The following is a 17972-nucleotide window of genomic DNA, read 5'->3' as shown; positions in this document are numbered from 1 at the left end:
TATGTAATCCGTCATGTCTACAACATTCACACTCGACACGTCGACCAGCCGGGCGAATCCAACGCCAAAGCCTTTGAAAAGGTTGACGGTTCCGGTCATTCAACGCCGCAAATTTGAAGGCAAAACCGAAGAGCCTCTGGTCATGCTGACCGCCTATACGGCTCGGACGGCGCAATTGCTGGATGCGCATTGTGATATGCTTCTGGTCGGCGATTCACTGGGGCAAGTCATATATGGACTGCCTTCTACATTGCCGGTCACACTCGATATGATGTGTAACCACGGGGCTGCGGTTGTGCGGGGCAGCTATCACAGTCTGGTTATTGTCGATATGCCCTTTGGGTCCTACGAAAAGTCGCCGGAGCAAGCGTTTGAATCCGCGAGCAGGATCATGGCGGAAACCGGATGTGCAGCCGTGAAATTGGAAGGTGGTCAGTCGATGGCCTCTACCATTTCCTTCCTGTCGCAGCGCGGTATCCCGGTTATGGCACATATCGGATTGACACCGCAGGCTGTTAATGCGCTGGGCGGTTATGCTGCGCGGGGGCGTAGTCAGGAGGAACATGAAAAGATTCTTGCCGATGCCAAAGCCGTGGCGGACGCTGGCGCTTTTGCAATGGTTGCCGAAGGTGTGTTGGAACCGATTGCCATTGCCGTCACCAAAAGCGTGGATGTTCCGGTAATCGGAATTGGTGCATCAGCTCAATGTGATGGCCAAGTTTTGGTAACCGAAGACATGTTGGGCATGTTTGAACGCACCGCTAGGTTTGTGAAACGCTATTACAATATTTCGGAAAATATTGAACAAGCGGTTGCCAGCTATGCAGAAGAGGTTCGCAGTCGCAGTTTTCCTGGACCAGAGCAACTTTACCAGCCAAAAAAATAGCCCTTTCACTCCGCAAAAATAACCAACTGTTCAGCATCTGGAAATGGACGATATACTTGGACTTTTCAGATACGATCGGTAAAGGACAATCAATGAATCTTTGGGGCCAACATTCATGATCCCGAACACGTGCATATTTGAAGGAGGCCAGATTGGCCAAAGACGATAAAAACAAGCCAGAAGAACAGACAGATCGTCAAGAACAAGTGTTCATGCGCGAGGTTGATGATGCCGTGCGGGAGGATGACCTGAAGAATTTTGGTCGTCGTTACGGTGTCTGGATTGGATTGGCGGTTGTTGTTGGATTGGCATCACTGGCCGGATGGATATTTTATAATAACAGCCTTGAAGAAGATGCTGGCGTGCGCAGTGAAGAATATGTTGCCGCGATCGACAGTGTGAAGCGGAACAATCTGGATGGCGCTTCCACAGCATTGGAATCGCTAAAAGACGCCAATCAGAAAGGCTATCAGGCTGCGGCAAAACTGATGCAGGCGAATATAGCGCTAGAAAAGCAAGATGCCGAAGCCGCTATTGCGGGCTATCAGGCCATTGCTTCGGATACTGATCTACCGCAACCCTTTCGGGATCTGGCGCTCATTCGTCAGACGACAGCAGAGTTCGACACGTTGAAACCGCAAGAGGTCATTGATCGATTGAAGCCTCTTGCTGTGCCTGGCAACGCTTGGTTCGGTAGTGCCGGTGAAATGGTGGCACTCTCTTACCTGAACCAGGATAAAGCAGATCTGGCCGGGCCGCTATTTGCGCAGCTGGCAAAGGACGATTCCGTGCCGCCAACCATTCGATCCCGCGCTTTACAGATGGCGGGAGTACAGGGAATCGATGCCGTCGAACTGGATACTGACGGAGAAATTAATGCTACCGCGACGGCTGCCGATGCACCTGCCTCCGCGGTCAGTGAGGGAGAATCAGAGTAATGATTTCGTCTAAAAACAAGAGTTTCGTGAAAATTGTTGCGGGCTTGTTGACTGTTTCTGTTTTGTCCGGTTGCTCAGTACTGGGTGGCGGCGGCGATAATGAAAAGGCCACGCCAACATTGGGCAAGCGCACGAATATCTTAACCGGTGAAAGCGGTGCAGCCGTGGATCCCGCTCTTGCCGGGATTCAGGTTATAGTACCGGCTCCACGAGCCAATGCGGACTGGGCACAATCCGGCGGCAATGCAGGGAAATCGGTCGGGCATGTGGCCTTAGGATCGGCATCGACCCGTGTTTGGACCGCAGATATTAGCGGAACAACGAAGCGCGAGCGGCTGGCCGCCGCTCCAGTCGTGGCAGGCGGACGGCTCTATGTTGTCGATACGCAGGCGACCGTTCATGCTTTTGATGCGAAGACGGGCGCCAAAAGTTGGTCCACTCAGATTGAAGTACAAAGCGATGGTAAACCATCACGTTTCGGCGGCGGTGTTAGCGCGCAAGGAACAATGGTTTACGCGACTAATGGCGTTGGAGATGTTGTTGCGCTGAATGCAGCGGATGGCAGTCAGGCTTGGAAAGTGCGACCAGCAGGTCCTTTGCGTGGAGCGCCAACAGTTTCCAATGGCAATGTTTATGTCATGACCCAGGACAACCAGATCTACGCCCTGAGCCAAAGTGATGGATCGGTGCAATGGAATGAAGCGGGAACAGTCGGTCTGGCTGGTATTTTTGGCGTGGCGGCCCCGGCAGCGGCGCAGGGAACCGTTATCGCGGGCTATTCATCCGGTGAGCTTACGGCCTATCGCTATGAAAATGGCCGTAATCTGTGGAACGATGCATTGGCACGGACCAGTATATCTACATCGGTTGCAACCCTGTCAGACATTGACGCTGATCCGGTAATCGACCGAGGCCGTGTATTTGCTTTAGGGCAGGGCGGCCGGATGGCTGCTTATGAGCTGGTTACCGGCCAGCGTATTTGGGAATTGAATATAGCGGGCATCGCCACACCAGTCGTTGCCGGAGAGTGGGTGTTTGTGCTTACCGATGATGCAAAGCTGCTTTGTATCGCTCGGCCAACCGGAAAAGTGCGTTGGATCAGCCAGTTGGCGTCTTTCCGCAACGAAGAAAAGAAGAAAAACCCGATCAATTGGACGGGACCAGTGCTCGCAGGTAATCGGTTGATAGTGGCCAGTACCGAAGGTGAGGTTGTGTCCGTCTCTCTTGGTGAGGGAAGCAGCACGACCCTGTTCGACGTGAAGCAGGGTGTATCACTGCCCCCGGTTGTGGCGGGTGAGATGCTCTATATACTGGACAATAGCGGCCGCATATCTGCGTTCCGATAGGATATTAGTAAGGAACGGGAATAGCCACATGCTGCCCAATATCGCAATTATCGGGCGGCCCAATGTTGGTAAGTCCACCTTATTCAACCGGCTTGTCGGCAAGAAGCTGGCGCTGGTGGATGATCGTCCTGGCGTGACCCGTGATCGCCGCGAAGGCGTAGCCAATCTATTGGGGCTTGAATTCAATATCATCGATACGGCTGGCTATGAGGATGAAGATGCCAAAAGCCTGCCCGGGCGGATGCGACAACAGACCGAAATGGCCGTTGCTGGAGCTGAGCTAGCGCTGTTTGTTATAGATGGCCGTGCAGGTCTGACGCCGCTTGATGAAGAGATTGCGCGTTGGCTAAGGGGTTCCAAGACGCCTGTTGTCTTGCTGGTGAACAAGGCTGAAGGGAGGGCTGCTGAATCAGGCATTTTAGAAAGCTATTCTCTTGGTTTTGGTGATCCAATTGCCCTCAGCGCAGAGCATGGTGACGGTATTGCCGACCTTTTTCAGGCTGTGCGCCCTTATGTTGAGGCCTTTGAAGCCGCTGCACAAGATGAAGCAGCGGATGAACGTGCGCCGCTGAAACTGGCGATTGTTGGTCGTCCCAATGCCGGAAAATCAACACTGATCAACAAAATGCTCGATGAAGATCGTCTCATTACCGGGCCAGAAGCTGGCATTACGAGAGACAGTATCTCGGTGGAGTGGGTCTGGCATGATGCCGCCCTGACTGAAGATGAAAAGCTTGATGGTGTGGAGCCTGATCGGAAAGTCCGGTTGATTGACACCGCAGGTATGCGCAAGCGGGCAAAAGTGAATGACAAGCTTGAAAAATTGTCGGTCGCTGACGCCAAGCGGGCGGTTGATTTTGCTGAAGTGGTCGTGCTGCTCCTCGATGCGACCAAGGGGCTTGAAGCCCAGGATTTGCGGATTGCTGACCAGGCCATTCAGGAAGGGCGTTGCCTGGTCATTGCGATTAATAAATGGGACGTGGCAGAAGGGCCCAGCAAGTTGTTCAATGGTATTCGCGCGGCGCTGGATGATGGGTTGGCGCAAGTGCGAGACGTGCCTTTGATCGCGGTTTCCGCTTTTACCGGCAAGGGTATAGATCAGCTCATGAAAGCAGCGTTTAACTCACGCCGAGTCTGGTCGCAACGGGTTGCTACCGGCAAGCTCAACCGTTGGTTTGAAGATGCGATTGAAGATAATCCACCGCCAGCACCCGGCGGCAAACGGATAAAGCTGCGTTATATTACACAGGCCAAAACGCGGCCGCCATCATTTGTGATTTTTGGCACGCGGGTTGATGATCTGCCAGAGAGCTATCGGCGATATCTGATCAACGGCATAAGGCGAGAACTCGGTTTCGGCGGTGTGCCTGTCCGGTTGATTATCCGGTCTCCTAAAAACCCCTATCATGACAAAGAATGATTAGGTCGGCCATTCTATCAAAGCTGTTAGTTGGTTAACAATTTTTCCATCTTGATAACCAAGTCTTTACAGTTTGGATTCTAAATTCCTCGATAGAGATATGTTTCTACGGTTTCTCTTGAGGATATGATCTTTGACGCAGTTTGATAGCGAATTGATTGACTGGGCGGTCTACAGCGAAACACGATCTTCGCTGGGGCCGGACTTTGTCCGTATATTGGGCTATTTTCGCGAAGATGGTGCGCAATCTATTGTCAAGATTGAAGAAGCAATCCGCGCGAAAGACGCAACCCAGATCATCATGCCTGCGCACAAGCTAAAAGGTGAGTCGCTGCAATTTGGAGCGATCAGACTGGCAGCGGTAGCTGAACTGATCGAGATGACGGCACGTAAATGCGTTGAGCATCAGGAAACGCCTGATGAAATAATCGAGCAGGTCGTTGGCTTGCGACCGTTATTTGATGAAACAATGCCGATACTGGAATATGAATCAAGCCCTGTGGTCCAGCGCCAGCCGATGGGCTTTGGGCGCCGGTCCTCAGGTCTCGGCAATCACGTTACCAATAACTGATCGCTTTATTCTGCTGGCGCCGACTGAAGCTGGACATAGTTTTCAATGCCCATGCGTTCGATCATGTCAAATTGCTTTTCCAGCGTATCGACATGTTCTTCTTCGCTTTCCAGAATCTCTGCAAACAAATCGCGCGTCACATAGTCACGGACTTTTTCGCAATATTCGATGCCATCTTTCAAGGGGGGAAGCGCTTCATGCTCCAATGCAAGATCGGCTTTGAGTATTTCTTCCACAGACTCACCGATCTTCAACCGACCGAGCAATTGGAAGTTGGGCAGGCCGTCGAGAAACAAAATGCGTTCCGCCAGCTTGTCCGCATGTTTCATCTCATCGATGGATTCTTCATATTCAAATTTGGCGAGCTTACTGACACCCCAATTGTCCAACATCTTGCTGTGCAGGAAATATTGGTTGATCGCTGTCAGTTCATTTTTCAGCGCTTCATTAAGATAATCAATGACTTTTGCGTCACCTTTCATGGTGTATTCCTTTTGTTGGGACAATGCGTTGCCCAAGGCTATACACGAGCAGAGCCCTGTAGGAAAGAGTCTGATTTATGAAAAAGTCAATTATTTCAATGATTTGATAAAGAGAATGCTAAGCGGTCGCAACTTCGTTTTCGATAATGGTTCGCGCAAACGATAGGCACTGGCCACATTTAGGCTTCCGTCCGAGCTCGGCATAAACTTCGCTCGGTTTTTCAGACCCATTGCGCACCGCGGCTCGCAGGTCTTTTTCTTTTATCGCATTGCAAACACAAACAACCATTTGGGCTCCTTATGCGACTCGTATATAGCTAATGAGAATAGATCGCAATAGCAAAAATTCGTACATTAGATCTTAGTTGGCTATTCTCATAACTTGTACCTCGCGCCGCGCCAGAGATCGCCACAGCCATTCCAGCGGTCCGTAGCGAAAGCGCATCAACCAGGGTTTGGACCAGAGTAACATCGTTCCCCAAGTGCTGAGGACAAATAATATCAGTTCAGCTCGCCCAATCGTTCCGAAAAGCCCAAGGCCCCAGCCGTAAAAGATGAAAGCCATCACGATACTGGTTCCCAGATAGTTGGAAAAGGCGACTCGCCCTGCCGCGGCGACGCGGTGCATCATGGGATGATGAGCAAAGCGCTGGATAACCAGAATTAGAATCGAAACGTAGCCGGCCGCCATCAACAAGCGGGGCAGGGTGGACCAGGCTTGCGAGATGTTCATCATCAAGATGATTTCATATTCTCCGTTGGCCGCGAGCCAAGCCAGACCACCAAAAGCAATGCCGCCGATGAGGGTGCCCCAAATGGCAAGGCGGCGATAGCTATTGGGATCCCCTTGTCCAAGCAAGAAACCAGATTTGTAGAGGCCCATGCCGATCATCATCAAAGGAATGGTTTCCAGTGGTCCCAGAAACAGGTTCTTGAACGGATCAATCACCTGGGTTGTAACCTTGTCGGTTAGCAGCTGAATGAAAGAACCGCGATATAGCGCAGTTTCGGCAGCCAGTTGTTCTTCGGAAGCACCGAGTTGGTCCATCATCAGTATATATTCATCGATAATTTCCTGACTGGCACCTGGCTGAGCAGCTTCGCTCTGCAAAACGAACATTGTTCCCATACCGATGATCAGCAGGGCCGATCCGATCATGTAAAACAAAACACCGCGCTTGATCAGATTTTCGGCAGACCAGTTGCGGAACAAATACACGACCGCACCGGACATTGCGTAAAGGAACAATATGTCACCCCACCACAATAAGTAGAAATGACCAAGCCCGAATATCGCGAGCCAGAACATGCGGGAATAGTGGACCTTCGCCGGTGATTGTCCGGTTGCGCTGGTTCGCTCTATCACCAGCATCATGCTGGCACCAAAGAGCAATGAAAATATTGCTCGCATTTTGCCATCGAACAGAATGAAGGACGCCGTCCAGGCGGCAATATCCGAAGCGCTGCCCGAGGTGCTGATGATGGGGCTGATATATGCCATTTCCGGGAAGCCAAAAACGGTTATGTTGACCCACAAAATGCCCATCACTGCGAAGCCGCGCAATGCATCAAGGGTGATATGGCGGGTTTGTGTGGTCGTGGCGTTCATCAACAAATCCTGGCTGTATTATTAATGCAATACGGCTTGTTAGAGCCAGCTTGATATTGCGTCTAGGGGTTTCTTGATTGTGGCATGGACCGGGATAGTGGCATCCAGTGCAGGCTTGCCCACGACCAACACCATCATTGGCTTTTCATTAGCAGGGCGATCGCACAGTTCATTGAGAAACTTCATTGGATTGGGCGTATGGGTAAGAGTCGCAAGGCCCGCATCATGCAAAGCGGTAATCAGCATGCCTGTGGCAATGCCGACGCTTTCGTTGACATAATAGTTCTGTTTCATCTCGCCTGGCATCATCCCGCCCTTGCGTTGACCAAATATGACGATCAGATAAGGCGCAATTTCAAGAAACGGCTTGTCCGCGTCGGTGCCAAGCGGGCTCAGAGCTTCGAGCCATTCATCGCTGGCTTTGTTTTCATAAAATTCACGTTCTTCTGCTTCGGCTGCTTCACGCAGGGCCTTTTTCTTTTCGGCAGATTCGATCACAGCAAAATGCCACGGTTGATGATTGGCACCATTGGGCGCAGTGCCGGCTGCAAGCAGCGCATTTTCAATGACCGCCCGTGGAACCGCTTCGTTGGAAAAATAGCGACAGGTGCGTCTTACTTTCAAAGCGTCATAAAAAGCTTTGGATCGTGCAATGCGTTCCGCGTCAGAATATGTGGGCAGCTCGGTATAGGGCAGCGTTTCGTGTGGTTTCATCCCGGTCTTCCTTGGCGCCGAGAAGATTTGGGCGCCTATTGTCATTTCAAAGTTCACACAAGTCACACACCCTTTTTCTGTTTTTTCAGGAGGTAAACAAGTGATGCAGTTGTTCTTTAAACGCTTAGCCATGAAGGGGCAGGTAGGAAAGATAATAACCGCTATTGACATTAATGTTAGTAATCGATATCAAGCTTTTTGAAATAGATAAAAGCGATTCCATTATGACGATCTCTCCTACCGATATGCCTCTCCTCAATACGGATCATTCGCCGCCGAAGATCCGGCCGATAAAGGCATTTCGTCATTTCCGAAATCTGATTGCGGATAAGGAAGATACGGCTGAGGTATTTCACATTATCGAGGCGCTTGCTGGCAAGGCTTTTATCCGCAATGCGAAGCGCTTTTTGAAAAGCCCGCATGCACAGGAATTGATGGAGCGTAATGTCGATCTGCCGAAGATGCTCGATGATCATGATAAATTGCGCAAACTGCCTGCCGATAGCCTCGGACAGGCTTATGTTCGATTCATGGAGAAAGAAGGTCTTACCGCGGCCGGACTGGTTGCGGAATTTGATCGCTATGGCGAAACATATGAAAAGCGCAACGATATCACCGAATGGTTCGGTGACCGGATGCGCGACACGCATGATTTGCTTCATGTTCTGACCGGCTATGGCCGGGATGCATTGGGCGAGCAATGTGTGCTTGGCTTTACCTATAGTCAGAACCCCAATCTGGGCATATTGTTCATTGCTTATGCTGGCGCACTGGAAATGAAAAAACAATCACCATCCAATGCACCTGTTCTGCGGGCTGTGCGGGAAGGGCAACGGCTGGGTAAAGCGGCCAAGCGCCTCGCATATTATGATATCGAAAAACTGCTTGCGTTGCCACTCGACGAAGCGCGTGCGTTTTTAAACATTGGCGAGCCCATTTTTTATAAGCAGGCGCATGCCGCTTATGAGGCTCAGGGTATTGATCCTTACAACTTACTTGGTCAGCCAGCCTAAATATTCTTGAACCGCTATTGCGCAGCTTCGATCTTTTTGACCAGAACATCGTAGCCTGTGATGGAGCGATCGATTTCGCTCTTCGCACTGGTCAGTTTTTGTGATGACTCCGCTACCTGTTATTCGAGCTGACTGGCTCGGCCCCGGATTTGCGGATTGGTTCGCGACCATGTTCTGATGTCCGAAAGAGTCCGATCAACGGCTGCCTGGGCTTCGGCCACTTCGGTTCGTGCAGCCTCTGCTTGATCACGCATCTCTTTGGCCTGCAATTCCACTTCCACACCAAAGGCACTGAAGCGACCGATATTGGTTTTCCCGAGCTGCTCTCCGAACTGGATTGGGAAAAACAGGAAAAAGATGACTATACCCAAAACGACTATATCGCGAACCAGCACAAGCGCATTCTTGCAAATCTCTGTCCAGTGTAAATCTGTCATGCTGCGCTCCCGATATTGAGAAATCTGTACGACTTCTCAATAACCGGATTTCAGCGCAGTTCTTTGCGAATTGTCAGTTTTAGGCCCGACCAAATGGCGTCCACAGCGCAGACCTTGATGTCAACAAAGCCCATCGGCAGGCAGACACTACGGATGGTGTCCTCGGTGATGTCGGTTTCAACTTTCGATGCCTTTTTCGGCCAGCTTACCCAGACCTGACCAGCCGGATCAATCATGGTACGCAGCGCAGTAAGGTGTTGCTCCAAAAGCGCGCGTTCCTTGACAAAAATATGCGCGGCGTTGAGGCCCTGAACAGGCTTGCCATGCTCTTCAAATACTAAACCATAGGAGTCGATTTCGGCACGGACACTGTCGGGCATGCCGTCAAACCATACCTGCATGCCATCTTTTAAAGAGAGCTTCTTCGCCAGGGGTGTTTTGGAATAAACGGCATTTTGCTTTTTGGACATGGCATGAGCATAGCAAGATAATGCTACCTGGTCATCAAACGCCTAGAACAATCATGCCGATCTGGCAGAAAATCCCCATTGCGGATGTCTGGCAATTCAGCGATAAAGTGGCAGGGTCGCCCAAAATTCGACGCGCCGAGATCCAATAGGACCGGACTGATATGAAGGAGGGCATAGTCTTGCAAAAACAAATAGGACTGATTTTGGTCAGTGCGGTGTTGCTGTCGAGCTGCGCCGAACATCGGCTTGTTGTGCAGCGGCCCAATCCCGATGGTGAGCAAAGCATTGTTCACAGTAACGCATTCTTGCTCCCGAGAGGGCAACCGCGCAATGTTGCGCAATGTCAGACCAACCTGATCGACGAAGTGCGCGTGAAAACAAATTTCGGCCAATCATTGGTATCGGTGCTGACGCTCGGTTTCTATCAGCCGACCACTATCGAATATTATTGCGCCAAGATTCCTTCGGACGAAGGCAGCACAGACGAGTAGTTTTCACATAAAGGTTGAGGGGAGACCGCAATGCCGTCCAATCCGATACGAGTGAACAACAATGTGGAGTGGGTGAACCACCACTTCAATATCAAGGTACCGATTGCCAAACGCCTTCGGGTTCATAATGAAAATCCGACCCGCGCAACCATGTCCGGCATGCGGGCTACGGCGGCGCGGCTGCAGGGGATTATTGCCGATGCCTTGGCCGCTGGCGTGCAGATCCGCGCTTGTGGTTCGCGTTGGTCCTTTTCCGATATTCCGGTGGTCAAAAATGGCTGGGTGATCGAAACCGCCAATCTCGACTGGACGTTCAAGGTCGGGGTCAATGATGTCGATCTGGCGAGCGGAACATCGGCAGATGATCTCTATCTCGCGCAATGCGGGACCAACATTTCGAAGATTAACGAGCGGCTGGAAACGAAAACCCGCCGCCGTGCCTTGCGAACATCGGGGGCGAGCAATGGTCAGACCATAGCCGGCGCAATCGGGACCGGCGTCCACGGCTCGGCTATTGATGTCGGCGCTATGGAAAGCCAGGTGGCAGGTATACAGATCCTGACGGCGACCCAAAATCTGTGGATTGAGCCAGCACGAGCACCGGTGATGACCGCCAATTTCGCGGCTAAGCTGGGCGCGACGCTGGTGCGCGATGATGCCAAATTTGATGCGGCGATTGTGAGTCTGGGCGCGCTGGGCATAGTCCATGCAGTTATGTTGCGGTCTACCGGGCGCTATCTGCTCAATTCCTCTTTGCTCCATATTCCCTATGGGCAATTGCAAACGGCCCTCAATACTCTTGATTTTCGCGGATCAGGTTTGCCGGACCAGACCCGCAGACCTTATTTTTTCCAAGTGATCCTTGATCCAGCGAAGATGGATATCGGATACACGACCGTCCGCTACAAGGAACTATGTCCGCCCGGATACAAGCCGGACTATGATCTGAAATCCGAAGCAGAACCGGGAACCGATCTACCGCGCCTGATTGCTTCAGCGATCAAGATGTTTCCGGACTTGCGGAATACAGCCACAAGTCTGTTGATCCAGGCCGAACTGAAAGTGCGATCCGACCGGCCACATGAATGGCGACTGCCAGGCGAGACCTATAGCTTCACTAGCGCACGCGAGGGGATTGCCAGTTCCGGTTTTGCCGTACCGGTCGCACAGGTTACCAACGCAATTGACATCATGCGTGGCGCCTTTCAGGTCCACAAGAATGCGCCAGTGGTCTTCACCTGCCGCTATGCGCAAAAATCGCCCGGCATATTGTCGTTCAACCGCTATGACCCGAGCTGTGTGATCGATATTGACGGCATCGACACGCCGGCGACGCGCAAGCTGATCACCTTGGCTGGCCAGCGGCTGGAGGCGGCGGGCATGCCCTTCACCCAGCATTGGGGCAAGATGCATGACCTTACCAAGGCCCGCGTACGACGCGGCTTTGGCGGCAGTGTGGATCGCTGGAATCAGGTGCGCAAATTGCTCCTGCCCGACGCTGCGGAACGCGATGCGTTTTCCTCGCCGTTTTTGGATAATGTTGGGTTGAACGCTTGAGGCTTTAGTCTTGCATCCAGTCCCGGAAGAAGCTGTCGCTGGCTTCGCGGAGGTCGGAGAGAGCAACATCCACCACTTGATCGGCGCCTTGAAGCTGACAACTTATGCTGTCTCCTCCAACGGTTCCAACCATGGAAACGGTAATGTTTTTTGATTTCGCCAATTCGAAAACGGATTCTGGATCTTTGGTGGTTACGAGATAACGGCCCTGGTCTTCTCCAAATGCGTCAGCAGCGTAGCTGCTATTATCTGCCAAAGCCCAGTCGGCCCCAATTTTTCCGGCCAATGCCATTTCGGTCAATGCAACAATCAGTCCACCGTCGGAAATATCATGCGCAGCGTTCACGAGGCCCGTGTTGATAGCATCATGCACAAATGTGCCATTCTGGCGCTCCACGTCCAGATCAACTGGAGGGGGGGCACCGAGTTCAGACCCATGAATTTCACGCTGCCAGAGCGATTGAGCCAAATGACCTTGGCCGTCATCTTCACGGATCATCTCTGCTCCAACGAGCAAAATGGTGTCCCCCTCATTCTTAAAACCGATGGTCATCATCTTGTCGAGATCATCAATAAGCCCAACCGCCCCAATGGCTGGCGTTGGCAGGATCGCATGGCTCACACCATCTGCGCCGGTGGTCTCATTGTACAAGCTCACATTGCCGGACACGATCGGCATATCGAGCGCTTCGCAGGCTTCCGCCATACCCTCAATACAACCGACAAATTGCGCCATGATATGCGGCTTTTCCGGATTACCGAAATTCATACAATCGGTGGTCGCGAGTGGTTTCGCGCCGACAGCCGTCAAGTTGCGATAGGCTTCGGCAATGGCTTGCTTGCCGCCCTCGACGGGATCGGCCTTGCAATAGCGCGGCGTACAGTCGGTGGTGATTGCCAGTGCCTTGTTGGTGCCATGCACCCGCACAACCGCAGCATCTCCGCCTGAACGCTGGCAGGTGTCAGCACCAACCTGGCTGTCATATTGTTCCCAGATCCAGCGGCGCGAGGCGAGGGCGGGGCTGGCCATCATCTTTAGCAGGTCCGCACCAATGTCGGTGCTTTCGGGAATCTCGCCCAGCGGCGCAATATTCACATGCGCCTTATATTCTTCCTGGCTGAGATGCGGCCGATCATAAAGCGGGGCATCATCGGCAAGCGGGCCGAGCGGAATGTCACACACCGTCTCGCCCTTATGCGTCAATATCATCCGGCGCGTGTCGGTGACTTCGCCGATGACCGCGAAATCCAGTTCCCATTTGCGGAAAATCGCTTCGGCCATTTCCTCGCGTCCGGGTTTCAGCACCATCAGCATACGTTCCTGGCTTTCGGACAGCATCATTTCATAGGCGGTCATGCCTTCTTCGCGGCATGGCACCTTGTCCATGTCCAGAATGATCCCGACTTCGCCATTGGTCGCCATTTCAACGCTGGAGCTGGTTAGGCCAGCCGCGCCCATGTCCTGAATGGCAACAATGGCATCGGACGCCATAAGTTCGAGGCAAGCCTCGATGAGCAGTTTTTCGGTGAAAGGATCGCCAACCTGAACCGTTGGGCGCTTCTCATCACTATCATCATCAAATTCGGCGCTGGCCATGGTTGCGCCATGGATGCCGTCTCGGCCGGTTTTGGAGCCGACATAGACAATCGGATTTCCAACGCCGGAGGCTGCAGAGTAAAAAATCTTGTCCGCATCAGCCACGCCAACGGTCATCGCGTTGACGATGATATTGCCGTCATAGGCCTCGTGGAAATTGGTCTCTCCACCGACCGTGGGAACACCGACACAATTGCCATAGCCGCCAATGCCGGCCACAACTCCTTTGACCAGATGCTTCATCTTAGGGTGCTCAGGACGCCCGAAACGCAGTGCGTTCATATTCGCCACCGGCCGCGCACCCATGGTGAACACGTCGCGCAAGATACCGCCTACGCCGGTCGCTGCCCCCTGATAAGGTTCGATATAGCTCGGATGGTTATGGCTCTCCATCTTGAAGATGGCAGCCTGACCGTCACCAATATCAATCACACCGGCATTTTCACCCGGACCACAAATGACCTGAGGGCCGGTGGTCGGCAGCTTTTTCAGATGCAGACGCGAGCTTTTGTAGGAACAATGCTCGGACCACATAACTGAAAAAATGCCAAGCTCGGTAATGTTCGGCTCACGATCAAGCGCGTTGAGGATGCGCTGATATTCCTCTTCGTTGAGGCCATGTTCGGCAACAATTTCAGGTGTGATTTTTTCAGCGGTGCGCGAGGATGTCTGTGTCATGATGACCCTTTAACGAGCCGTCCCGATTCCGCCTAGTGTGAATTATCAGTTTTGCAGAGCCCATTGCATTTAATGCGTGAACATGGTTTCATAATGAAACTGAAATTAGGCGTTGGCTGGAGTAAGTTATGGGAAAAGTGGTTTTGATCATTGGGGCAGGGGATGCCATTGGCAGCGCCATTATGCGAGCCTTTGCCAACAAGGACTATGTTGTCTGCGGCGCACGGCGCGGCGGCGAAAAGCTTGATCCGCTTGTCGAGGAACTTCGCGGCGCCGGAAAGCAAGCCTATGGCTTTTCCTGCGATGCGCGCAAGGAAGACGAGGTTGAGGCTTTGTTTGCTGATATCGAAACCAATATCGGGCCGCTCGATTGCGTGGTGTTTAACATTGGCGCCAATGTGCCAATGACGATCCTGGATACCAGCGCGAAGAAATTCATGAAAATCTGGGAAATGGCAACCTTCGCCGGTTTCCTTGCAGGACGTGAAGCGGCACGTGTCATGACCAAACGCGGCCATGGTTCGATCATCTTTACCGGCGCGACCGCCAGTATGCGTGGTGCGGCGGGTTTTGGAGCCTTTGCCAGCGCGAAAGGCGCACTGCGAAATATGGTGCAGAGTCTTGCTCGTGAGATGGGACCGCAAAATATTCATGTCGCTCATGTCGTGATTGATGCAGCGGTTGATACCGAATGGATCAAGGGCATGCTGCCGGATTATGAAGAGCGCAAAGCCAATGACGGCGTTGTGAACCCTGACGATTTGGCTCAAAATTATGTGATGCTTCACGAACAGCCGCGCAGTGCCTGGACATTTGAAATGGACGTGCGGCCATGGGCCGAAAAATGGTGATGAGCCCGTTTGCGCACAGGATATGAGAAAGAGGAATTTTTGATGACCAAGACGATTGAACTTGTCTTCGATTTTGTAAGCCCCAATGCTTATTTGATTTGGCAGCCACTAAAGGCGCTGGCCGAAAAACATGGTGCAATAATTGAGGTGCTGCCGGCGTTTCTTGGCGGAATGCACAAGCTTACCGGCAATGCTCCGCCTTTCATTCGCGACGCGGAAATAAAGGGGAAGAACGCTTACGCGATGTTGGAGATGAATCGCTTCATCGCCAAACACGGTATGACCAAATTTCAGATGAATCCGCATTTCCCATTCAATACGATCACGCTGCAGCGCATGCTGGTCGCGCTCGAACCGGAAAAGCGGGCAACATTTATTGAAACCTTGTTGCCGGCAATTTGGGAAGAGCAGCGTGACGTGACGGATACGGAACTACTCGGCAAAATTCTGGCGGATGGTGGTTTTGATGCAGAGGAACTATTTGCAAAAACCCAGGATCCGGCCGTCAAACAGCAATTGATGGACAATGTCGAAAGTGCCGTCGAGCGCGGTGCCTTCGGTATTCCAACCATGTATATCGATGGTGAGATGTATTTTGGCAAAGAGCGCTTGGGGCAGATGGACGAACAATTGGCCATGTGAGGCAGCGTCTTGATGGGGGCTAGTTTGATGGGGGCTAGTCGAAAACCATCTTGTCAGATTAACGCGAACCTGCTGATGATTTCTTCATGGAATCGCCTTGCAAAAAAATCTGCGCAATAGATGCGCCGAGCGGCCTTTGTGTTGGCTGCGGACGCACTCTATCGGAAATCGGGGAGTGGGCATCTGCTACCCCGGACCGGCAGCGTGAAATATTGTCGTTGCTGCCAGCAAGGATGGACAGTCTTGGAGATAAAAAATCTTGATTGTTGCTAAGGCGCAATCATATTCTCGTTAATATACTGGCTCAAGGCATCGACAAAGACACGTGTTTTGAAAGGCAGATGTTGCCGGTTGGGATACACGGCATAAATCGCTCGATCATCAACCTTGATCTGGTCGGCGAGGACAGGCTTTAGTCTGCCAGTCGCGATTTCAGAAGAAACCAGAAAATGTGCAAGACGGGCGATGCCCATATTTTGCAGGGCTGCTGCTTTCACGGTGAGCCCAATACCAGAGAATGTGCTGTTGACGCGAACGGACTGTACTTCGTTGCCATCATCAAATGTCCATTGATCACTCGTTTGGCCTTTCGCATGGATTGTCAGACAATGGTGGTCAAGAAGGTCTGATGATGTGGTGGGCGTGCCATACCGTTCGAGATATTCGGGTGAAGCGCAAATTACCCAAGGGTCATCGATAAGCTTGCGCGCGATAAACGATGTCTCGGCCGGGCGTTCAAATAGCAAGGCAACATCGACCCGCTCATTCAGAAGATTAATCCCGCCATCGCCTTGTAGCAGCAATACCGATACGTCCGGATAATCTTTCGAAAATCCATCCAGAAACGGCACAAGAACTTGCAGAGAAAGCGCATCTGAGGCTGCGATACGCAACATGCCTTTCGGAACCGAGCTTAAGTCTTTCGCCGTGCCTTCGGCATCTTCGATGGCCGCCAGTATATCTTCACATCGCTCGAACAAGGCCGTACCGGCTTCAGTGAGTGATAGGCTGCGGGTGGTTCGATTGAACAGTCTGACACCTAACCGGTCTTCAAACCGGCTAATTTTCTTGCTGACGCCAGAAGACGTCAGTCCTAGTCGACGGCCAGCTTCGACGAAGCTACCTGATTGCACGACCTCCGTAAAAACGGACATTTCACTTATCGGATGCATGATCAAAGGTTCTTCTGATTAATGAAATTATGTCAATAATTATATTCCATAAAGTCCATTTATTCAGTTAAAAAAAGCCCCTATGTGACACGCGTTAACGTGCGCCAGATCACTTTTGTGAGAGTGATTGGCGCAAATTGTAGCAAATAATTGTTATGATCTTCGCGGTGACCTCTTGGTTGCGGTGAACGGCTCGGCCCTACGCCCCCACGCGGCCGAGCCAATTTACCGCTGACCATCCGAATGAAATGATTTGGATCACGCCAATTGATTGTCTGCATATGAATAAGGACAGAGCATGGACGACGAAGTGATTGCTTTAGTTAAGTCTGGCATGAAGCTGAAATGCGGGCATTGCGGACAGGGCAAGCTATTCAGAGGCTATCTGAAATTTCATGATAACTGCCCGAACTGCGATCAGGATTTGACGGTTGCCGATACAGCAGATGGGCCGGCTTTCTTTGTAGGTTTTTTTACGATGATTGTTTTCGCGCCGATAATCCTGGTGCTTGTTCAGTCCGTTGAAACGATCCTGGCAAAGATACTTGCGTTTTTCGCAGGTGTTTTAGTCAGTTCGCTTGTCTGTCTGGTTCTTTTGCCGCCGGTCAAAGCTATATTGCTGAATTTGCAGATTAATTATGATTCTGGCGAGGGAACGACTGACAAATAATATTCGGTTTCAAGCTTTGACGAACTTGAGGACGAGATAAGCCGTCAGCGCAGCCGTTGCTCCCGTTGCGAAGGTGCCCCAGGCAATATCGTAAAGCGTGATTTTTGTAGACCAGACCTTAAGCACTGCCTGACTGGTTAAATCATAGGTTGCATAAGCGATGCCACCGAACAACGCGCCGTTCAAAAGTGCCGTAGTCCATTGGCCATTTGCAAGCGCCGGTTTGACACCAAACCAGATAATTCCGAACAAATAGATCAAATAGAACGCGAGCGCCGGTGCTTTGCGAAACTCATCCGCCATGATTTCGCCGATCACGGGGCGATATAAACTGTTCGCCATATTGCTGAGCCATAGAAAATCAAGAATGCCGAAAATAATGGCGGCGATAATATAGGCGATAACAAATTGGGTCATGGTCGTTCCTG

21 protein-coding genes are annotated in these 17972 nt (G+C 51.7%); 12 read left to right on the top strand and 9 right to left on the bottom strand.

Going from position 1 to position 17972, the window contains the following annotated elements; all coding sequences use genetic code 11:
- Nucleotides 1-13 precede the first annotated feature (13 nt).
- From panB to BS29_RS11815, 5 genes are all read left to right on the top strand, one after another.
- Nucleotides 14-886: a 3-methyl-2-oxobutanoate hydroxymethyltransferase gene (gene panB, locus BS29_RS11835; protein ID WP_229953857.1), complete on the top strand. Its 873-nt coding sequence runs from the start codon at nucleotides 14-16 to the stop codon at nucleotides 884-886.
- Nucleotides 887-1038: 152 nt separating this feature from the next.
- Nucleotides 1039-1824 carry a tetratricopeptide repeat protein gene (locus BS29_RS11830; protein ID WP_229953856.1) on the top strand — a complete coding sequence of 262 codons (786 nt, stop codon included), beginning with the start codon at nucleotides 1039-1041 and terminating at the stop codon, nucleotides 1822-1824.
- Complete coding sequence (locus tag BS29_RS11825) at nucleotides 1824-3170, top strand: outer membrane protein assembly factor BamB family protein (RefSeq protein WP_229953855.1); 1347 nt, start codon at nucleotides 1824-1826, stop codon at nucleotides 3168-3170. Before BS29_RS11830 ends, BS29_RS11825 begins: the two co-directional genes overlap by 1 nt.
- 28 nt (nucleotides 3171-3198) lie before the next feature.
- The gene (der, locus tag BS29_RS11820) at nucleotides 3199-4590 is read left to right on the top strand and encodes a ribosome biogenesis GTPase Der (RefSeq protein WP_229953854.1); all 1392 of its coding nucleotides are present in this window, start codon (nucleotides 3199-3201) and stop codon (nucleotides 4588-4590) included.
- 133 nt (nucleotides 4591-4723) lie between these two features.
- Nucleotides 4724-5161 (top strand): Hpt domain-containing protein, encoded by a 438-nt coding sequence (locus BS29_RS11815; protein WP_229953853.1) that lies wholly within the window; start codon nucleotides 4724-4726, stop codon nucleotides 5159-5161.
- Between the two features lie 5 nt (nucleotides 5162-5166).
- Here the strand turns inward: BS29_RS11815 and bfr are convergent, their stop codons facing one another.
- From bfr to BS29_RS11795, 4 genes are all read right to left on the bottom strand, one after another.
- Nucleotides 5167-5643 (bottom strand): bacterioferritin, encoded by a 477-nt coding sequence (bfr, locus tag BS29_RS11810; RefSeq protein WP_229953852.1) that lies wholly within the window; start codon nucleotides 5641-5643, stop codon nucleotides 5167-5169.
- Nucleotides 5644-5761: 118 nt separating this feature from the next.
- On the bottom strand, nucleotides 5762-5932 hold the full coding sequence (locus BS29_RS11805; RefSeq protein WP_108810468.1) for a (2Fe-2S)-binding protein: 171 nt from the start codon (nucleotides 5930-5932) through the stop codon (nucleotides 5762-5764).
- Nucleotides 5933-6004: 72 nt separating this feature from the next.
- Complete coding sequence (locus tag BS29_RS11800) at nucleotides 6005-7252, bottom strand: DUF418 domain-containing protein (protein WP_229953851.1); 1248 nt, start codon at nucleotides 7250-7252, stop codon at nucleotides 6005-6007.
- A gap of 39 nt (nucleotides 7253-7291) precedes the next feature.
- Entirely contained in the window at nucleotides 7292-7966 is a 675-nt protein-coding gene (locus tag BS29_RS11795; protein ID WP_229953850.1) for a nitroreductase family protein, read from the bottom strand.
- Between the two features lie 224 nt (nucleotides 7967-8190).
- On the opposite strand from BS29_RS11795, the gene BS29_RS11790 reads away from it, so the two are divergent.
- Nucleotides 8191-8979: a Coq4 family protein gene (locus tag BS29_RS11790; protein WP_229953849.1), complete on the top strand. Its 789-nt coding sequence runs from the start codon at nucleotides 8191-8193 to the stop codon at nucleotides 8977-8979.
- 119 nt (nucleotides 8980-9098) lie between these two features.
- Here BS29_RS11790 and BS29_RS11785 read toward each other — a convergent pair whose 3' ends face one another.
- Both BS29_RS11785 and BS29_RS11780 read right to left on the bottom strand, forming a co-directional pair.
- Nucleotides 9099-9416: a hypothetical protein gene (locus BS29_RS11785; protein WP_229953848.1), complete on the bottom strand. Its 318-nt coding sequence runs from the start codon at nucleotides 9414-9416 to the stop codon at nucleotides 9099-9101.
- Between the two features lie 50 nt (nucleotides 9417-9466).
- The gene (locus BS29_RS11780) at nucleotides 9467-9886 is read right to left on the bottom strand and encodes a hypothetical protein (RefSeq protein ID WP_229953847.1); all 420 of its coding nucleotides are present in this window, start codon (nucleotides 9884-9886) and stop codon (nucleotides 9467-9469) included.
- 179 nt (nucleotides 9887-10065) lie between these two features.
- On the opposite strand from BS29_RS11780, the gene BS29_RS11775 reads away from it, so the two are divergent.
- The gene (locus BS29_RS11775; protein WP_229953846.1) at nucleotides 10066-10377 is read left to right on the top strand and encodes a Bor family protein; all 312 of its coding nucleotides are present in this window, start codon (nucleotides 10066-10068) and stop codon (nucleotides 10375-10377) included.
- 30 nt (nucleotides 10378-10407) lie between these two features.
- On the top strand, nucleotides 10408-11934 hold the full coding sequence (locus BS29_RS11770) for an FAD-binding protein (protein WP_229953845.1): 1527 nt from the start codon (nucleotides 10408-10410) through the stop codon (nucleotides 11932-11934).
- Between the two features lie 4 nt (nucleotides 11935-11938).
- Here BS29_RS11770 and purL read toward each other — a convergent pair whose 3' ends face one another.
- Complete coding sequence (gene purL, locus BS29_RS11765) at nucleotides 11939-14209, bottom strand: phosphoribosylformylglycinamidine synthase subunit PurL (RefSeq protein ID WP_229953844.1); 2271 nt, start codon at nucleotides 14207-14209, stop codon at nucleotides 11939-11941.
- A gap of 128 nt (nucleotides 14210-14337) precedes the next feature.
- On the opposite strand from purL, the gene BS29_RS11760 reads away from it, so the two are divergent.
- The 3 genes from BS29_RS11760 to BS29_RS11750 all read left to right on the top strand — a co-directional run bounded on the left by BS29_RS11760 (nucleotide 14338) and on the right by BS29_RS11750 (nucleotide 15965).
- On the top strand, nucleotides 14338-15060 hold the full coding sequence (locus BS29_RS11760; protein ID WP_229953843.1) for an SDR family NAD(P)-dependent oxidoreductase: 723 nt from the start codon (nucleotides 14338-14340) through the stop codon (nucleotides 15058-15060).
- Nucleotides 15061-15102: 42 nt separating this feature from the next.
- Nucleotides 15103-15702: a 2-hydroxychromene-2-carboxylate isomerase gene (locus BS29_RS11755; protein ID WP_229953842.1), complete on the top strand. Its 600-nt coding sequence runs from the start codon at nucleotides 15103-15105 to the stop codon at nucleotides 15700-15702.
- Nucleotides 15703-15788: 86 nt separating this feature from the next.
- Nucleotides 15789-15965 carry a DUF1289 domain-containing protein gene (locus BS29_RS11750; protein ID WP_229953841.1) on the top strand — a complete coding sequence of 59 codons (177 nt, stop codon included), beginning with the start codon at nucleotides 15789-15791 and terminating at the stop codon, nucleotides 15963-15965.
- Nucleotides 15966-15971: 6 nt separating this feature from the next.
- Here the strand turns inward: BS29_RS11750 and BS29_RS11745 are convergent, their stop codons facing one another.
- Nucleotides 15972-16874: a LysR family transcriptional regulator gene (locus tag BS29_RS11745; RefSeq protein WP_229953840.1), complete on the bottom strand. Its 903-nt coding sequence runs from the start codon at nucleotides 16872-16874 to the stop codon at nucleotides 15972-15974.
- A 298-nt stretch (nucleotides 16875-17172) separates the two neighbouring features.
- On the opposite strand from BS29_RS11745, the gene BS29_RS11740 reads away from it, so the two are divergent.
- The gene (locus BS29_RS11740; protein WP_229953839.1) at nucleotides 17173-17544 is read left to right on the top strand and encodes a DUF983 domain-containing protein; all 372 of its coding nucleotides are present in this window, start codon (nucleotides 17173-17175) and stop codon (nucleotides 17542-17544) included.
- A 9-nt stretch (nucleotides 17545-17553) separates the two neighbouring features.
- Here the strand turns inward: BS29_RS11740 and BS29_RS11735 are convergent, their stop codons facing one another.
- Complete coding sequence (locus tag BS29_RS11735; RefSeq protein WP_229953838.1) at nucleotides 17554-17961, bottom strand: DUF2177 family protein; 408 nt, start codon at nucleotides 17959-17961, stop codon at nucleotides 17554-17556.
- Nucleotides 17962-17972: the final 11 nt, after the last annotated feature.

Origin of the sequence: Parasphingorhabdus litoris DSM 22379, assembly GCF_020906275.1 — a bacterium.
Classification (GTDB): Bacteria; Pseudomonadota; Alphaproteobacteria; order Sphingomonadales; family Sphingomonadaceae; genus Parasphingorhabdus; species Parasphingorhabdus litoris.
Note: the sequence above shows the minus strand (reverse complement) of the source record. Positions and strands in the feature narration are given on the sequence as shown.

Excerpts from the sequence above, each read along its gene's own strand:
- BS29_RS11750 (WP_229953841.1), top strand. The coding sequence starts at position 15,789 with ATGGAATCGCCTTGCAAAAAAATCTGCGCAATAGATGCGCCGAGCGGC.
- BS29_RS11805 (WP_108810468.1), bottom strand. The coding sequence starts at position 5,932 with ATGGTTGTTTGTGTTTGCAATGCGATAAAAGAAAAAGACCTGCGAGCC.
- BS29_RS11785 (WP_229953848.1), bottom strand. The coding sequence starts at position 9,416 with ATGACAGATTTACACTGGACAGAGATTTGCAAGAATGCGCTTGTGCTG.
- BS29_RS11795 (WP_229953850.1), bottom strand. The coding sequence starts at position 7,966 with ATGAAACCACACGAAACGCTGCCCTATACCGAGCTGCCCACATATTCT.
- BS29_RS11760 (WP_229953843.1), top strand. The coding sequence starts at position 14,338 with ATGGGAAAAGTGGTTTTGATCATTGGGGCAGGGGATGCCATTGGCAGC.
- BS29_RS11745 (WP_229953840.1), bottom strand. The coding sequence starts at position 16,874 with ATGCATCCGATAAGTGAAATGTCCGTTTTTACGGAGGTCGTGCAATCA.
- BS29_RS11825 (WP_229953855.1), top strand. The coding sequence starts at position 1,824 with ATGATTTCGTCTAAAAACAAGAGTTTCGTGAAAATTGTTGCGGGCTTG.
- bfr (WP_229953852.1), bottom strand. The coding sequence starts at position 5,643 with ATGAAAGGTGACGCAAAAGTCATTGATTATCTTAATGAAGCGCTGAAA.
- BS29_RS11735 (WP_229953838.1), bottom strand. The coding sequence starts at position 17,961 with ATGACCCAATTTGTTATCGCCTATATTATCGCCGCCATTATTTTCGGC.
- BS29_RS11740 (WP_229953839.1), top strand. The coding sequence starts at position 17,173 with ATGGACGACGAAGTGATTGCTTTAGTTAAGTCTGGCATGAAGCTGAAA.
- panB (WP_229953857.1), top strand. The coding sequence starts at position 14 with ATGTCTACAACATTCACACTCGACACGTCGACCAGCCGGGCGAATCCA.
- der (WP_229953854.1), top strand. The coding sequence starts at position 3,199 with ATGCTGCCCAATATCGCAATTATCGGGCGGCCCAATGTTGGTAAGTCC.
- BS29_RS11780 (WP_229953847.1), bottom strand. The coding sequence starts at position 9,886 with ATGTCCAAAAAGCAAAATGCCGTTTATTCCAAAACACCCCTGGCGAAG.
- purL (WP_229953844.1), bottom strand. The coding sequence starts at position 14,209 with ATGACACAGACATCCTCGCGCACCGCTGAAAAAATCACACCTGAAATT.
- BS29_RS11770 (WP_229953845.1), top strand. The coding sequence starts at position 10,408 with ATGCCGTCCAATCCGATACGAGTGAACAACAATGTGGAGTGGGTGAAC.
- BS29_RS11790 (WP_229953849.1), top strand. The coding sequence starts at position 8,191 with ATGACGATCTCTCCTACCGATATGCCTCTCCTCAATACGGATCATTCG.
- BS29_RS11800 (WP_229953851.1), bottom strand. The coding sequence starts at position 7,252 with ATGAACGCCACGACCACACAAACCCGCCATATCACCCTTGATGCATTG.
- BS29_RS11755 (WP_229953842.1), top strand. The coding sequence starts at position 15,103 with ATGACCAAGACGATTGAACTTGTCTTCGATTTTGTAAGCCCCAATGCT.